Source organism: Dorea sp. AM10-31 (genome assembly GCF_003435815.1).
Taxonomy (GTDB): Bacteria; Bacillota; Clostridia; order Lachnospirales; family Lachnospiraceae; genus Dorea_D; species Dorea_D hominis.
This window is the reverse complement of record NZ_QTUV01000008.1, coordinates 1-15,731: the sequence shown is the minus strand read 5'-3', so window position 1 is coordinate 15,731 and position 15,731 is coordinate 1. Positions and strand designations below refer to the sequence as shown.

The 15,731-nt window shown below is 43.3% G+C and carries 14 protein-coding genes, 1 pseudogene and 1 other annotated feature; of the genes and pseudogenes, 2 read left to right on the top strand and 13 right to left on the bottom strand.

From position 1 onward, the window contains the following. Positions 1–57 precede the first annotated feature (57 nt). The 10 genes and pseudogenes from larC to DW125_RS11265 form a co-directional block, all read right to left on the bottom strand. Positions 58–1,269: a nickel pincer cofactor biosynthesis protein LarC gene (larC, locus tag DW125_RS11305; RefSeq protein WP_117538200.1), complete on the bottom strand. Its 1,212-nt coding sequence runs from the start codon at positions 1,267–1,269 to the stop codon at positions 58–60. Next, positions 1,266–2,024, bottom strand: coding sequence for a nickel pincer cofactor biosynthesis protein LarB (larB, locus tag DW125_RS11300; RefSeq protein ID WP_117538199.1), 759 nt, complete (start codon positions 2,022–2,024; stop codon positions 1,266–1,268). Before larB ends, larC begins: the two co-directional genes overlap by 4 nt. After that, positions 2,024–2,773, bottom strand: coding sequence for an ATP-dependent sacrificial sulfur transferase LarE (gene larE, locus DW125_RS11295; protein WP_117538198.1), 750 nt, complete (start codon positions 2,771–2,773; stop codon positions 2,024–2,026). The genes larB and larE overlap by 1 nt, the downstream gene beginning before the upstream one ends. After that, a complete protein-coding gene (locus DW125_RS11290; RefSeq protein ID WP_117538197.1) occupies positions 2,770–3,486 on the bottom strand; it encodes an energy-coupling factor ABC transporter ATP-binding protein in 717 nt (238 codons plus the stop codon). The genes larE and DW125_RS11290 overlap by 4 nt, the downstream gene beginning before the upstream one ends. After that, a complete protein-coding gene (cbiQ, locus tag DW125_RS11285) occupies positions 3,483–4,283 on the bottom strand; it encodes a cobalt ECF transporter T component CbiQ (RefSeq protein WP_158549920.1) in 801 nt (266 codons plus the stop codon). The genes DW125_RS11290 and cbiQ overlap by 4 nt, the downstream gene beginning before the upstream one ends. A 20-nt stretch (positions 4,284–4,303) precedes the next feature. Continuing rightward, on the bottom strand, positions 4,304–4,753 hold the full coding sequence (locus tag DW125_RS14420; RefSeq protein ID WP_330411906.1) for a PDGLE domain-containing protein: 450 nt from the start codon (positions 4,751–4,753) through the stop codon (positions 4,304–4,306). Further along, positions 4,751–5,362 (bottom strand): annotated as a pseudogene (locus DW125_RS14415) (energy-coupling factor ABC transporter permease); the annotation flags it as partial. The gene DW125_RS14420 and the pseudogene DW125_RS14415, both read right to left, overlap by 3 nt. 230 nt (positions 5,363–5,592) lie before the next feature. Continuing rightward, positions 5,593–6,618: a bile acid:sodium symporter family protein gene (locus DW125_RS11275; RefSeq protein WP_117538274.1), complete on the bottom strand. Its 1,026-nt coding sequence runs from the start codon at positions 6,616–6,618 to the stop codon at positions 5,593–5,595. 172 nt (positions 6,619–6,790) lie between these two features. Then, positions 6,791–7,028 (bottom strand) — a binding site (T-box leader). A 117-nt stretch (positions 7,029–7,145) separates the two neighbouring features. After that, complete coding sequence (thrH, locus tag DW125_RS11270; RefSeq protein ID WP_021859882.1) at positions 7,146–7,748, bottom strand: bifunctional phosphoserine phosphatase/homoserine phosphotransferase ThrH; 603 nt, start codon at positions 7,746–7,748, stop codon at positions 7,146–7,148. 71 nt (positions 7,749–7,819) lie between these two features. Then, on the bottom strand, positions 7,820–8,689 hold the full coding sequence (locus tag DW125_RS11265; protein ID WP_021859881.1) for a C39 family peptidase: 870 nt from the start codon (positions 8,687–8,689) through the stop codon (positions 7,820–7,822). Positions 8,690–8,867: 178 nt separating this feature from the next. Here DW125_RS11265 and DW125_RS11260 point away from each other — a divergent pair, with 178 nt between their 5' ends. Then, entirely contained in the window at positions 8,868–9,806 is a 939-nt protein-coding gene (locus DW125_RS11260; protein WP_117538195.1) for a D-2-hydroxyacid dehydrogenase, read from the top strand. A 179-nt stretch (positions 9,807–9,985) separates the two neighbouring features. After that, on the top strand, positions 9,986–10,741 hold the full coding sequence (locus DW125_RS11255) for a gamma-glutamyl-gamma-aminobutyrate hydrolase family protein (protein ID WP_117538194.1): 756 nt from the start codon (positions 9,986–9,988) through the stop codon (positions 10,739–10,741). Here the strand turns inward: DW125_RS11255 and DW125_RS11250 are convergent. Genes DW125_RS11250 through DW125_RS11240 form a run of 3 tightly spaced genes read right to left on the bottom strand, consistent with a single transcriptional unit; the run spans position 10,718 to position 15,388 of the window. Then, entirely contained in the window at positions 10,718–12,535 is a 1,818-nt protein-coding gene (locus DW125_RS11250; protein WP_117538193.1) for an ABC transporter ATP-binding protein, read from the bottom strand. The genes DW125_RS11255 and DW125_RS11250 overlap by 24 nt on opposite strands. Position 12,536: 1 nt before the next feature. Continuing rightward, a complete protein-coding gene (locus DW125_RS11245) occupies positions 12,537–14,909 on the bottom strand; it encodes an ABC transporter ATP-binding protein (protein WP_117538192.1) in 2,373 nt (790 codons plus the stop codon). Further along, a complete protein-coding gene (locus DW125_RS11240; protein WP_117538191.1) occupies positions 14,906–15,388 on the bottom strand; it encodes a MarR family winged helix-turn-helix transcriptional regulator in 483 nt (160 codons plus the stop codon). The genes DW125_RS11245 and DW125_RS11240 overlap by 4 nt, the downstream gene beginning before the upstream one ends. Between the last annotated feature and the right edge of the window lie 343 nt (positions 15,389–15,731).

The window sequence follows — 15,731 nt, the reverse complement described above, 5'->3', positions numbered from 1 at the left end:
TTTTCTCTTATGTCTGTTTGTAAGACATTCTTTCACTGCAAGCTCTATTAATTCCTATCAGACCTCTCCTTTCATCACACACTCTCTCACCTGTGCGATTGGCATCTCCTGTTCTCTGGCGATCCGAGCCAGATCTTCATACTCTGCTTTCTGACGTTTTATCCCCCAGCCGGATACTTCTTTTATCCGCACATTGCCATATACCGTCGTTTCAGTCTTCATTGTGCGCTTCAATGTATAACGGTTGCAGACAGATTCCCGTACTCCTAAAGTTGTCGTATGTAAAAACAGTAACCGAATCATTTCTTCTCTCTGTTTTTCCTTACACATACAGGTCAGTAAGATTCCCGGTCGGTTCTTTTTCATTCCGACTGCTGTCGTATATACATCCAATGCTCCTGCTGCAAATAACTCTTCCATTGCAAATCCAACTGCTTCCGGTGTCATGTCATCCAGATTACAGCGAAGTTCCACGATATAATCCTGATTATCTGCCGTTTCTCCGCACATTGCACGGACACAGTTTGCTACTTCAAATTCTTTCTGCCCACAGCCGTAACCGATTCCTTCCACACGCATCGGCGGCTGGCTTCCAAATTCCTGAACGAAATATTTTAAAAGCGCAGCTCCTGTTGGTGTACACAGCTCTCCTCTCACCTTTCCGCCGTAAGTTGGAATATCTTGCAGAATCCATGCTGTCGCAGGTGCCGGAACCGGAAGGATTCCGTGTGCGCAGTGGACATGTCCGCTTCCTACGTGTACCGGAGAAGCAACTACACGCTCCGGTTTCAGTTCATGCATCAGAAGACAGACTGCTGTCACATCAGCAACTGCATCCATGGAACCGACTTCGTGAAAATGAATTTCGTCTACCGGGCGACCGTGCACATGGCTTTCAGCCTGTGCGATCAGATCATACACAGCAAGTATGTCTTTTTTTACTTCTTCCTGTATATCCAGATTTCCTACGATTGCAGTAATACTCTGCATATTATGATGGTGGATGTGTTCGCCGTAATGATGCTCATAATGGTGTGCTTCCTCATGGTGATCTGTGCTTACTTCTTCCATGCCATCTACTTTCACTGTCATGTGCGTTCCTGTAATGCCACATTTCACTGCCGGTTCTGCCTGAAATTCCACTTTCGGTATCCCAAGGCGGTTTAGACGCTTTACAAACTGTTCCGGTTCCGGATGCAGCTCCAGAAGTGCGGCACTTAACATATCACCTGCCGCGCCCATTCCACAGTCTAAATATAATGTTTTCATCTCTTCCCCTCCATATGATTGATCATGCTCGCCAGATAACCGGCGCCAAATCCATTATCAATATTCACAACGCTAACTCCGCTGGCGCAGGAATTTAACATTGCCAGCAGTGCCGACACGCCGCCAAAACTTGCGCCATAGCCGACACTGGTCGGCACTGCGATCACTGGACAGTCTGCAAGTCCGCCGATTACCGATGCAAGTGCACCTTCCATCCCGGCAACTGCAACAATCACCCGTGCTGTCATAATCTCTTCCCGATGAGCCAGCAGACGGTGAAGTCCCGCAACACCTACATCATACAGACGTATGACTTCATTTCCGAAACACTCTGCTGTCTGTGCAGCTTCCTCTGCCACCGGCAGATCACTCGTTCCGGCAGCCGCCACAACAACCTTACCGATTCCATCCGGCTCCGGTATCTCTCCTACCAGTCCGATTCTACTGTATTTATCATATTTTATTAGAAAATCCTGTTCAACCGCCTCCGCCGCTTCGCTGCTCATGCGGGTGATCAGAATACTTTTCTGTCCCTGCTGTACCATGGATGCAACAATATCATGAATCTGCTCCGGCGTCTTTCCTGCACCATAGATCACCTCTCCAATTCCCTGCCGGAGAGCCCGGTGATAATCCGGCTTCGCAAATCCCAGATCCTCAAACGGCGCTTCCTTAAGCTTTAACATGGCTTCATCTATATCCAGTTCCCCACTGGAAACCTGTTCCAGCAAAGCGCGTACTTCTTTCTGTTCCACTACGGTTCCCTGCCTTTCATATCCAGTAACACCGTGTCAAACCACGGTGCCAGCCGTTCTCTGATCTCTTTTCGTTTCTCAATCGCATGCATCATATCTTCCGGCTGAAACTGCAGACGAGCTGCGCCATGAAATACGCGCACGCGGAAATCAGTATATCCCATCTGAAAGAGTTCTCCTTCTGCATGCTCAACTTTCTTTAACATCTTTGCTTCAATCCCTGTCCCTGTCTGAATTCTTGTCGCAAGACAGGCATATGCAGGTTTGTTCCAGGTAAACAATCCGGCTTCTTTTGAGAGGCAGCGGATTTCCGTCTTTGTCAGTCCACATTCTCTGAGCGGAGAACGAACCTGCATTTCCTTCAATGCTCTCATTCCCGGACGGTCTCCGACATCATCAGATGCATTCGTGCCATCGATCAACACAGTATATCCATCCGAGACTGCTCTTTCTTTCAACAGTCCGAACAACGCTGTCTTGCAATAATAACAACGGTTTGCCGGATTCTTTACCACTTCTTCATGGCTTAAGATCTCATGCGAAATCACTGTCAGCTCTACACCCACCTGTTTTGCAAAACGTCTTGCATCCTCCAGCTCAAATTCCGGCTGAAATGCTGTTTTTATAAAATACGGTTTGATATCTACGCCACACTGCGCTGCAGCATAAAGCAGATATGAAGAATCTACGCCACCGGAAAACCCCAGTGCAATTTTAGGATTCTCTTTAAAAAATCCTGTCAGATTCATGAGTTTAGTCCTCCTATTGCTTCAACATCTGCCGATTCCATCAGTTCCTTATTATATAATAAATCTTCCGCCTGGCCATCTGCAAATAGTTTGCCTTCTTTTAATAAAATGCAGCGCGGACAGACCTCTGCAACAAAAGTAAGATCATGTGTTGCGATCAGCATTGTATGCGGAAGTTTCTGTAATACACAGATCAGATTCCGTCTGGACTTCGGATCAAGAAAGGCTGTCGGCTCGTCAAATACCATCACATCCGGCTTCATTGCCAGAACAGTGGCCATAGCCGCCATCCTTTTTTCACCACCAGATAATTTCAGTGCGCTTTTATTTCGTAAATGTGAAATATGAAGCAGTTCCAGCCGATCCTCTACACGGTAACGCACCGATTCTTCATCCATTCCCAAATTCCGTGGTCCAAAGGCAACATCATCATAGATCGTTGGCAAAAATAACTGATCATCCGGATTCTGAAATACCACGCCGACTTTTTTGCGAATCTCTGTCAGATTCTTTTTGTTAAGCTCTACTCCGTCTACCTGGATCCGTCCGCTTCCCGGTATCACACCGACCATCGAAAGAATGAGTGAACTCTTCCCGGCTCCATTTGCCCCGATGATTGCCAGATGCTCTCCCGGCTGGATTTTAAGATTCAGATGATCGACTGCAATTGTCCCGTCCGGATATGTAACTGTCCAGTCCTGCATTGCTATCATAGCAAAATTCCTCCTAATATTTCCGTAAAATCTATCCATCTGAACAGAACAGAGGTCCCTGCACCCGCAATCAGAAAAAAGGTATCGCACAATTTCCATTCTGGTTTTTTTTTCTGTACATCATGTAAGGTATAAAGCCTGCACTGCATTGCTTGATAGATCCGTTCTGCCCGGTCTGCACTGCGCAGAAATAACTGCCCGACAAATGAGCCAAATTCTGAAATCCCTGGCCATTTTGCACCGTTTCCTCTTAAACGGAATGCTGTCACCATCCCGGATGCTTCTTCCACCAGCACTCCGATATACCGATAAACCATCTCCAGCAGAGTCACCAGAAGTTCCGGCATATGAAGTCTGCGTAACTGATCCATTAATTCTGAAAATGGTGTGACCGCTACCAGAATCAGAATCGCACTGACGCACAACAGTGTCCGGCATAATAACATTGCAAATGACAACATTCCTCCGGTCACTGCAATCTTTCCGGCATATGCAATCACGGTTCTGTCAAAAATAAGATTGCTCACTCCCGCAAATATACAAAAAGGCATTGCTACTGCTGCCCGCTTTAAGATCATTTTCCATGGAATCTGTGCCATCGCCATCATAAGTACCGGATATGCAAGAAACAGAGTAAGTCTCGTCAAATCATATTTCCCAAGTGATGCAACACACACCAGATAGACTGCCGTGACAATTAATTTTGCCAGTGAATGCAGCTTCTTAAATGCATTTTCTCCGGAAGACAACTGCTCTAAGGAATATAACATATTTAATTTACTCCTTATGTCTGCCATATCACTGCCTCCCATTCCATTTATTTCCGAGCTTTCTCTTTTCCTGTATTCTTTGTACGTTTTGCTCTTGAAATTCCCCATCCTGCTGCACCGATCAGCAGACAGGTAATTCCTGCACCCGCTACTCCGGCAAAGCTTGTTCCTTTTCCTCTGCCGTCTTTGAAATCATAATCCGGCAGGATTGATATTTTCTGTTGGATAGCACCAAGTGTTTTCTGCACAGAACCTTGTTCCTTAAGCTCTGCCATCCCTGCTGTCTTCTCCACAGACCATTCCAGACCATCCGGATTGGCAGAAGCATACAACGACAGTCCGCCACCGACCAAAATTGCAAGAACTGCAAATAGCAGAATCACTTTTTTCGCAGACACACTGTCAGACCTGCCCTTATCAGATTCTTCTATGTATCTTATTCTCTCTGCTGGTTTCTCCAATCTTTCCAATACATCTGTCAGAATCTCCGGACGCATCTGGTATACAAAATTCAGAATACCTGCTGTAATAATGCCTTCCACAAAGCCAATCGCCAGATGAATTGGCTGCATCAGCAGTACAAATGTATGAAATGACAGCTCTGTCACACCTGATGCCAGTGTCTGTAGAACAACACAAAAAGCCCCCAGTTACAATCCCACTACACAGGATACAACGGAAGCAATCACAATCCTCTTATGTGTCACGTCTTTTCTTAAGATTGGTCTGAAAATAAGCGGGCATACAAACAGGCAGGGAATGACTCCCATATTAAAAATATTTGCTCCTAGTGCCAGAAGTCCTCCATCAGCAAAGAACAGGCACTGGATCAGTAAAACTGCGGTCAGCGTCACTACAGCCGGAGTTCCGCCAAGCAGTCCCGCCAGCAGGATTCCACCTCCGATATGTCCGCTGGAACCAGTCCCCGGAATCGTAAAATTAATCATCTGTGCTGCGAAAGTAAATGCCCCTGCAACTGCCATCATCGGCAGATTCTTCTCTCCCAAATCATCCTTTTTAATCTTCTGTACTGCATATGCAATTGATACCGCACTTACTGCATACATCGCACCGCCAACTGCCGGTGAAAGTAATGCATCTGACATGTGCATAAATAATTTCCCTCCCCCAAGATAATTCTACAGTACCTTTATTGTACAAGATAAACAATCCTTTTTTCAACCAGAAAAAATTTTTCTTTTCTACATAAAAACACATGCATAATTAAAAAACGGAGACGAAACAGCTTCTATATTTACTGTTTCTCTCCGTTTTGCAGTCATCGAAGATTCAATCGCATTGATCGCATCCATGGAATCTATTTCTGCTCTCGCTATTATGCTGTCTTAACTTTTACTGCATCTGCTGCTTTTTCTTTATGTTTATCATACATTGCAAACATTCCTGCCAGTAACGTTCCGGAAATGGAGTGCCATGTACAAGATACCGCACAGATAATTGCAGATTCCGGTGTGGAAGCAAACTGAGCTGTTGTTGTTGCAAGGTTCGTTGCAAGTCCGGCATTCTGCATTCCGACTTCGATAGAAATCGTTCTCTTCTTTGATGTATTCATGCCAACCAGCTTTCCGGCTCCATATCCAAGCAGATAACCAAGTCCGTTATGAAGAAGCACTGCTATGAAAATAACTGCTCCTGACTGGAAGAACTTATCTCCCTGTGAAGATACGACTCCACCGACTACGCAGGCGAGTCCAAGCACGGCAACACCAGGCATCATCTGCTGGATCTCGTGGAACATTCTCTTCTTTCCATATAAATAGTTTAATAAAAATCCAAGTGCAACCGGTAAGATAACGGTTTCAATAATAGATACAAACATCGGAAGTCCGTGAATTGTAATTTTTGTTCCACTTGCCAGGAAAGATACCATCAGCGGTGTCATAACCGGTGAAATCAACGTGGAAACTGTTGTCATTCCTACAGAAAATGCTACATCTCCACCACACAGATAAGACATGATATTGGATGATACACCACCAGGACAGCAGCCAACCAGAATCAGTCCAAGTGCAATTCCATCCGGCAGATGCAATGTTTTTGTCAGTGCAAATGCCAGAAATGGCATAATTAAATATTGTGCGATCGCACCCACACAGATATCAAATGGTCTCTGTGCAAGGATCTTAAAGTCTTCTGTTGTCAACGTCAGTCCCATACTGAACATGATAATTCCGATGATCACGGACTGACTGGTAAATTTATTTGCCACCATGTCTGTAAATAATGCCTGATTCACCCATCCCATCATAGACGGTACAAAAAAGGTCACAACTGCGATTGCAATTACAACAATCGATGTGTAGTCTGATAAAAATTTGCTTGCTTTTTGTAATGCTTTCATATTGTTTATTCCTCCTTCATCATACTGCTCACCGATTTTTTCAACGCCTACGGCGGTTGCCTGTGACATCATCATTGTACGCCCCAATGCATATCCTGCCGGAAGCTTTCTATATAACAGGAAATTACATCTCCTGATTATATAAAAAATCCCTCCTCAGACTTCTCATCTGAAGAGGGACGAATTCTATCCGCGTTACCACCCTGATTCTGCAGAAAATCTCTGCAACACTCTGTCGCATACTGACATATGCCATCCCTGTAACGGGGGATACCGGCGAGGTTTACTAATCTTTCTTTCAACCTGCTTCTCAGAGAGGATATCCCGATTCACTTATTGCCTGTTCACACCAGCCACAGGCTCTCTGTAAATAAATATAAATCCGGCTTTGTTCTCATCAACGAATTTCGGTGAACTTTATGTACTTACGTTATTTATTATATACCTGAATTTTCAAAAGTCAAGCAAAAATTAGAACGCACTCTGTTTTTTTGATATTTTATGATGTCTGTTATTTTAATATCTTGCTATACCATTGTATCTTTAATTGCCTGCATCAGCTCATCATATGTCTCATATGCCGGAATCTGTGGATTGTCTGTTTTGATTTGCTCTGTGCTCCGGAATAAAAAGCCAGCTTTACTTGCCTTAATCATGCCAAGGTCATTATAAGAATCCCCGCTGGCGATCGTATCAAAACCGATAGACTGCAATGCTTTTACTGTGCTTAACTTAGACTGCTCAATACGCATCTTAAATCCGGTAATCTCACCATCTTCTGCTACTTCAAGACTGTTGCAGAACAAGGTCGGATACCCCAGTTTCTCCATAAGTGGAGCCGCAAATTCTGTAAATGTATCACTGATCAGTATAACCTGTGTAAAGCTTCTTAATTTATCCAGAAATTCTCTTGCGCCCGGAAGTGGATTAATTCTGGAAATTGTCTCCTGAATTTCCTTCAGTCCAAGTCCATGCTCCTTTAAAATACTCAGACGCCAGTTCATCAATTTATCATAATCCGGTTCGTCTCTGGTTGTTCTCTTTAATTCCGGGATTCCGCTTTCTTCAGCAAATGCTACCCATATCTCTGGTACTAATACACCTTCTACATCTAAACAAGTAATATACATCGCTTCTTCCTCCTGCTGCCGTTCTCTTTTACGTTACTACTTTAATATAGTACATTCATAGTAACACACTTTTACCGCTCTTGCACTTGTTTTTTAGAATAACTATATACCCACATAGACTTTGCCTGTTTCTTTATTCTGCTGTAAGTCCACAGTTTCTGACTGTTCTGACGGCTGAATGGATCATTTACCTGAATCTTTCCGTCCTTCCATCCTGACAACACAATAAAATGTCCATTCTTTGTAAAATCTCCCGGTCCTACACTGCAAATAACCGGATGTCCTTTGCAAAGCTCTGCTTTCAACTGCTTCTTATTTAACATTCCTGCATAGCAGTTCAGTCCCCAATGCTTTGCTGCTTTCTCCATAAATTCCCAGTACGTGTTATTTTCTTCATCGATCAGATTGTGACGTACGCTGTATGCTGCTGTTCTTGCCGGCGTGATCTTCGTATTACCGGTAAGCCCTGACACAACCATGGACATACAGGTCGGTCCGCAGCCGCTGACCGCAACAATGCTGGTTCCATACTTTGTATATCCCCAGCGTTCATCCCACTGGATCAGCTCCGGTATCGTGCCCTTTTGTATCTTCACGCCAATATCTTTTGCTACTGCCTGATCTTTCTTCTCTCCATAGTCCTCCACGAAGTCAATTGTATCTTCGTTCTTGTCCAGCAGCTCAATGACACCTTTCGGATAGCCCTGGTTCTTTGCCATTGCTTTCACCCGTTCGAGACGGCTTGTGTACATCTCTTCCTGTGTCTTATTCTGTATTACTTCCTTCGTCTTCGACGACAGATCATCTTCCTTTCCCGCCGAGTGATGTCCTCTGGCAAACGCGACTGCAAGCAGCACAAAAAGTCCTGCAGTCATCATGTAAATCCTTCTTCTGAGAATCTGTTTTCGTTTTTTATTTTTCTGTTTTTTGATTTCTTTCATCTGTATATGACTCTCCTTATCTGAGAGACATTATACAATATGTTACAAAATAATTACAAGGTGAGTCATCTTATAATTTTCTTAACAATTCTTAAAGAAGAAAAATTTGACATGTTCTCAAAATACAGTTATCCTAACCACATACACATCCAATACTCACAAGGAGGACCAACCATATATGAAAATCGTTTTTTTAGATGCAAAAACTATCGGCGATGATATCGATCTGTCTGGTTTTGATGCGATCGGCGATGTCACACGCTACGCATTTTCTACATCCGAAGAAGTACCGGAACGCGTGAAAGATGCCGATGTCATTATCGTTAATAAAATACAGATAAATGAATCTACCATCGGTACTGCCGAGAATCTGAAACTGGTGTGCGTCACTGCTACAGGCACGAACAACCTGGACAAAGATTATCTCGACAAACGAGGAATTGCATGGAGAAATGTTGCCGGTTATTCTACGGAATCCGTTGCGCAGCATACATTTGCCATGTTCTTCTATCTGCTGGAACATCTGCGATACTATGATGAATATGTCAAATCTGACCGTTATACCAATGACACGATATTTACACATTTTGAAAAAGTATTCTACGAATTAAAGGGAAAAACATGGGGAATCATCGGACTTGGCAACATCGGCCGCCGCGTTGCTTCTATCGCTTCCGCTTTCGGTGCTGATGTTATCTACGCTTCTCCATCCGGCAGTGCCCCGCAGAACGGTTATCATCAGGTCGATCTGGATACGCTGTACCGTACTTCGGATATTATTTCTGTTCACGCACCACTAAATGAATATACCGACGGACTACTTAATCTCGACGCTTTCTGTAAGATGAAGAAAAGCTGCATTTTCCTGAATCTCGGACGTGGCCCGATCGTTGTAGAAAAAGACCTTGCAACGGCTCTGAAAACCGGTCTCATCCAGGCAGCCGGTCTGGATGTACTTGCTGTAGAACCGATGAGCCCAGACTGTCCGTTGCGCGAATTAAAGGATTATCCGAACCTCCTCATCACACCGCATGTGGCATGGGCAAGTATTGAAGCCAGAACCAGACTCATGCAGATCATTCTCGGACAGGTGAAAGAATTCTTTCATGTAGAATAAGATAGAATGTGTTTTGGCACATTCTCGCGCCGAGCACGGTTGCCTGCAACATATTACCGCTTCGTGCGAGTGCGCATCCCCCGGAGGGTTTATGTAATAGGAGCGAAGTTTCCTATTACATAAAAGCCTTCCCTGACGCATATATTTTTTAATAAATATATGTACAGGGGAGGCTTTTTATGGAATCTATAACAAAACCAGTAATCGGCATTGTATTTTGCGGCTTTTCAGATGACCGCCTGTTTGTGCCATTTTCCTATATTCAGGCAATTGAAAAAAGTGATGGAATTCCTGTCATTATTCCTTATCTTTCTGACGCGGACTCACTCTCCAGCTACTTAAGCATCTGCGATGGTTTTCTGTTCTGCGGCGGTGATGATATCACACCGGAACTTTTTGGTGAAGAATTGCAGACTGATCACGGCACTACCGACAGAAAAACCGATCAGTTTCATCTTACGCTGATGCAGAAAGTACTGGATTTTCATCTTCCTGTACTAGGCATCTGCCGCGGTATGCAGGTGTTAAACCTTACGCTCGGCGGAACAATCTATCAGGATCTGTCTCTCCGTAACCGGAACTCCTTCAATCATATCCAACGCTCTCTCGACCGCAGCGATCCCTGCCATACGGTTGCTTTTGCATCTCATAGCCTGTTATATGAAATTTGTGGGAATTCCTGTGCTGTCAACAGCTATCACCATCAGTGTGTCAAAACATTAGGAAAACATGTAAAAATGACAGGTATCACTTCCGACGGCGTCATCGAATCCATTGAATCTACCGGTCACACTTTCGCGGTCGGTGTACAGTGGCATCCCGAGTGCATGTACACAAACTGCGAAGCAATGCGCCGTTTATTTGATCAATTTGTCCAAAAGGCTGCCGGTGCGAAACACTTGTCACTTCCTTTAAGCACTTCTCTCAAACTGTGAATTATAGAGATCCGCATAAAATCCATTTTTAGCGAGCAGTTCCTCATGATTTCCCTGCTCCACAATATCTCCGTCTTTCATAACAAGGATCAGGTCTGCATCTCTGATCGTAGACAGACGGTGTGCAATGATGAAACTTGTTCTTCCACGCATCAGATTATCCATCGCTTTCTGGATTTGGATCTCTGTACGTGTATCTACGGAACTTGTTGCTTCATCGAGAATGAGGATCTTCGGATCCTCCAGGATTGCTCTCGCAATGGTCAGGAGCTGTTTCTGCCCCTGCGACACGTTGCTTGCCTCCTCATTCAGTTCCATGTTATAGCCCCCCGGAAGTGTCTGTACAAACCGATGTACATGTGCCGCTTTCGCAGCCTCTACCACTTCCTCATGTGTGGCATCTAATTTACCATAACGGATATTTTCTTCAATACTTCCCTTGAACAGCCACGTATCCTGCAGTACCATGCCAAACATTTTTCGAAGCTCGGAACGATTAAAATCACGGATATCATGTCCATCTACTTTGATCGCGCCTTCATTCACATCGTAGAAACGCATCAGAAGTTTTACCATCGTTGTTTTACCGGCTCCGGTTGGACCTACGATCGCAATCTTCTGTCCAGGCTCCACTTTCACACTGAAATCATTGATGATTATATGATCTGGGTTATATCCGAAATGTACATGGTCAAACTCTACGCGGCCTTCCAGATCATCGACCGGCTCGGAATCCGTAACTGTCTGTTCTTCTTCCTCTTCTTCCAGAAATTCAAATACACGCTCAGATGCGGCTGCTGTAGACTGCAGCATATTTGCCACCTGCGCTACCTGCTGGATCGGCTGCGTAAAATTCCTTACATACTGAATGAAGGACTGGATATCTCCAACTTCGATCACGCTTTTCATTGCCAGATAACCGCCCAGAATAACTTCTGCCACATAGCCTAAGTTGCCGACAAACTGCATGATCGGCATCATCATTCCGGATAAAAACTGCGATTTCCATGCGGACTGATACAACATATCGTTATCTTTATCAAATGTTGCAATTACATCTTGCTCTTTATTAAATGCTTTTACAATATTATGCCCGCCATACACCTCTTCTACCTGTCCGTTGACATGTCCCAGATATTCCTGCTGACTCATGAAATATTTCTGCGAACGTTTTACAATTACGGAAATAAATCCCATAGAAATCGGAAGCAGTAAAAGTGCCGTCAATGTCATAAGCGGACTGATACTGAGCATCATAATAAGTACACCGATGATTGTTGCTACCGATGTAATAACCTGTGTCGCACTCTGGTTCAGACTCTGGCTAAGTGTATCGACATCATTCGTAATTCTCGAAAGCACTTCTCCATGTGTCATTTTATCAAAATAATTCATCGGCAGACGATTGATCTTCTCCGAAATCTCTTTTCTCATACGATAAGTCAGTTTTTGCGATACACCTGTCATGATATATCCTTGGATAAAGGAAAATAATGCACTGCACAGGTACAATACTAATAACATTCCAAGTATTTTCCCAATTTTCGTGAAATCAATTCCTGAACCGCCGGAAACTTTCCGAACAAGTCCTTTGAAAATCTCGGTTGTTGCTCTTCCGAGTATTTTCGGTCCGACAATGTTAAATACTGTACTTCCAATTGCAAATATAATTACTGCCACAATGGAGATTTTATAAGCTCCAAGATACTGTAACAGCTTCTTCATCGTACCCTTGAAATCTTTTGCTTTTTCTATAGGGGCTCCCGGACCTCTGTGCATACGTCCTCTTGCCATATTAGTCCACCTCCTTCATATCTGCTTCCAGCTCCTTCTCAGATAACTGGGAAGATGCGATCTGATAATATGCTTCACAGGATTTCAACAATTCTTTGTGTGTACCTTTTCCGACAATCTGTCCATCATCCAGAACAATGATCTGCTCAGCATGAAGAATCGTGCTGATTCGTTGGGCAACAATCATGACAGTACTGTCTTTTGTCTTCGCTTTTAACTCTTTTCGAAGCACCGCATCCGTTTTGTAATCCAGCGCGGAAAAACTGTCGTCGAAAATATATACATCCGGATGTTTGGCAATTGCTCTCGCAATTGAAAGTCTCTGTTTCTGTCCTCCTGATACATTGGAACCGCCCTGTGAAATCGGACTGCGATATTTCTTTTTCTTTGTATCAATAAATTCCTGTGCCTGTGCAATTCCGGCCGCCTCGATCATTTCTTCTTCGCTTCCGTCTGGATTACCATACATAATATTGGAAGCAATATCACCGGAGAACAGAATTCCTTTCTGAGGCACATATCCAAGACGGGCACGCAGATCATGCTGCGAAACTTCCCGGATATCCGTTCCGTCAATTGTAATCTTTCCTTCTGTCACATCGTAAAATCTCGGAATCAGATTTACCAGCGTAGATTTACCGCTTCCGGTACTTCCGATAAATGCGGTTGTCTCTCCCGGTTTTGCTGTAAATGACAGATCATGCAGTACATCTTCTTCAGCTCCCGGATAGCGGAACGAAACATGTTCAAATGCAACTTCACCCTTCTCATTTTTCGCAAATGTCCGCGGTGTTTCCGGATCATTGATTTTTGTCTCGCTCTTCAATACTTCGTCTACACGGGTTGCTGATACTGCTGCTCTCGGAAGCATGACTGAGATCATACAAATCATCAGGAATGCCATAATAATCTGCATTGTATACTGGATAAATGCCATCATATCGCCAACCTGCATCGCTCCATCATTGACACTGTACCCACCGATCCATACAATCAGAACGGTAATACAGTTCATAATCAGCATCATGGTCGGCATCATAAATGTCATGGCACGGTTGACAAATAAATTTGTTTTTGTCAGATTTTTATTTGCTTCATCAAATCTTTTTTCTTCATGTTTTTCTGTACTGAACGCACGGATAACCGGAAGTCCTGTTAAAATCTCACGGCTGACAAGGTTCAACCGGTCAACCAGATCCTGTACAATCTTGAATTTTGGCATAACAACGAAAAATAATACTGCTACAACCAATACGATCAATCCAACAGCAAGTGCAATGATCCAGGACATATCCACATTTGTATGGAACACTTTCGTAATTCCTCCGATTGCCATAATCGGTGCATATAATACCATACGCAGAATCATAACCGTTAAAAGCTGAATCTGCTGAATATCATTCGTACTTCTAGTAATCAGAGACGCAGTTGAAAATTTATCAAATTCTCCATTGGAAAATCCTACTACCTTACGGAATACGTCCCTTCTGAGTCCACGTCCGATTGCCGCACCTACTCGTGATGCCATAAGACCAACTATAATACTTGCGATCATTCCCAACGCTGCCAGTGCAAGCATCTTCGCACCTGTATTTAAAATATAATGTGTCTCATATTTATCCATATCTATTCCGATATGTTTATATGCACCTTTAATATAAGTTGAGGCTGCCTGATCCAGCATAGAGTCCGGGAATTTATCCATCTTCTTTTCTATCTTTTTTACAAACTCCTCACGCTGTGCGCCTTTCATCTGCCCAAATATGTCATAAATGGACATTTTGTCAATCTTCTTATCAATCTCTTTTTCTGATTTCTTTAACTGTGAGGCTGCTTGGCTTGCATTAGCAGTCTGCTTGGCTTCCTCTGGCTGCGCCTGTGACGAAAGTGCTGCCTGGCTCGCATCTTGCATCTGGCTCTTCATCTGCGCTTTCATCTGCTGCTTCATCTGATCTTTCATCTGGATTTCTATCTTTTTCGACATGTCACTTCCAGAATTAAATCCCGCTGCCAGAAGCATTGGTTTTGCTAACAGATTCGACAGTTTATTCATTTTATTCTCATCTGTTTTAACAGAGGATTTCAACTGCCATACTTTTTGCTTTGTATCATATTTTTTGCTGCTTTTCGTATAAGCATTTTTCACAGTACTTTGATCCTTCTCCGGAACCAGAAGTAACAAATGCTCCAGATCTTCCTCACCAATCTGCTCCGGAATCTTTTCATCAATTCCGTTTTGCTGAATTCCGACATTTACAATATCCGAAGTATATGTCGGTAATGACAGATCACAGTATGCCTGCACAACCAGTACGCACAAAATCGCCGCTACAACGCCTGCATATGGCTTCATAAATTTAAAAAGTTTACTCATAGATGTCTCTCCTCCATAATTGAACACATATCCATGCCCTGGATTTCTTTATAATTCAACATATTTGTCCGCATGCGAAGCATAATTCTTTGCAGTTCTTTCCGTTCTTCTTCGGAAATACCTTCATAAAGACCTGCTTCCAACATGTGCATCGTCTCTTTTAATTCATTCAGACAATCTGCTCCCTGATCTGTTATCGTAATTCTCTGAATTCTTTGATCTTTTTCATCTACTTTTCTCTGCACATATCCCTGTTTTTCCAATTTTCGAAGTGCTACCGTCATCGATGGTGGTGTAATTCCTATCAGCTTTGCCAGTTCACGCTGCGATAATTCGCCTTCTGAACGTAAAATAAACATAATACCTACCTGATTCGGTTTAAGATGAAAAGATTCCATCTCTCTCATTGCCTGATATTTTACTAAATGAGCAACCTGTTGGATCAGCATAAAACCTGATTCCATCCATTTTCTCTTCATGTTGTATTCCCCTCCCATAATCACCGCGCTCTCTTTTTATTTTCCTTTATTTAACCTGCGAAACCTGCCACTGGCAGCTTCCTCTGTAATCTATGGAAACAGTGATAAAACTTGTCTCTATAGCAAAAACGTTAGACTTTTAATAATTAGATGACTAATCATTAAAAGTCTAACGTTTAGGATACTCACTTCTTATATAAATGTCAAGAGAGTTTATATATTTTTTATAGAAGATTTGTTTGTATTTGCACGGGTACATGCGTTTTTCTCGTCGTTATAACAAAAAAAGTGACTGGCTTTATACCAATCACTTCTGTAAGTTATATACCTTCAAAACTGCATA

What these genes read in the sequence shown, in the direction of transcription:
- larC (WP_117538200.1), bottom strand. Translation starts at nt 1,269, where the DNA reads ATGAAAACATTATATTTAGACTGTGGAATGGGCGCGGCAGGTGATATG.
- larE (WP_117538198.1), bottom strand. Translation starts at nt 2,773, where the DNA reads ATGAATCTGACAGGATTTTTTAAAGAGAATCCTAAAATTGCACTGGGG.
- DW125_RS11290 (WP_117538197.1), bottom strand. Translation starts at nt 3,486, where the DNA reads ATGATAGCAATGCAGGACTGGACAGTTACATATCCGGACGGGACAATT.
- cbiQ (WP_158549920.1), bottom strand. Translation starts at nt 4,283, where the DNA reads ATGGCAGACATAAGGAGTAAATTAAATATGTTATATTCCTTAGAGCAG.
- DW125_RS14420 (WP_330411906.1), bottom strand. Translation starts at nt 4,753, where the DNA reads ATGCGTCCGGAGATTCTGACAGATGTATTGGAAAGATTGGAGAAACCA.
- DW125_RS11275 (WP_117538274.1), bottom strand. Translation starts at nt 6,618, where the DNA reads ATGAAAGCATTACAAAAAGCAAGCAAATTTTTATCAGACTACACATCG.
- thrH (WP_021859882.1), bottom strand. Translation starts at nt 7,748, where the DNA reads ATGTATATTACTTGTTTAGATGTAGAAGGTGTATTAGTACCAGAGATA.
- DW125_RS11265 (WP_021859881.1), bottom strand. Translation starts at nt 8,689, where the DNA reads ATGAAAGAAATCAAAAAACAGAAAAATAAAAAACGAAAACAGATTCTC.
- DW125_RS11260 (WP_117538195.1), top strand. Translation starts at nt 8,868, where the DNA reads ATGAAAATCGTTTTTTTAGATGCAAAAACTATCGGCGATGATATCGAT.
- DW125_RS11255 (WP_117538194.1), top strand. Translation starts at nt 9,986, where the DNA reads ATGGAATCTATAACAAAACCAGTAATCGGCATTGTATTTTGCGGCTTT.
- DW125_RS11250 (WP_117538193.1), bottom strand. Translation starts at nt 12,535, where the DNA reads ATGGCAAGAGGACGTATGCACAGAGGTCCGGGAGCCCCTATAGAAAAA.
- DW125_RS11245 (WP_117538192.1), bottom strand. Translation starts at nt 14,909, where the DNA reads ATGAGTAAACTTTTTAAATTTATGAAGCCATATGCAGGCGTTGTAGCG.
- DW125_RS11240 (WP_117538191.1), bottom strand. Translation starts at nt 15,388, where the DNA reads ATGAAGAGAAAATGGATGGAATCAGGTTTTATGCTGATCCAACAGGTT.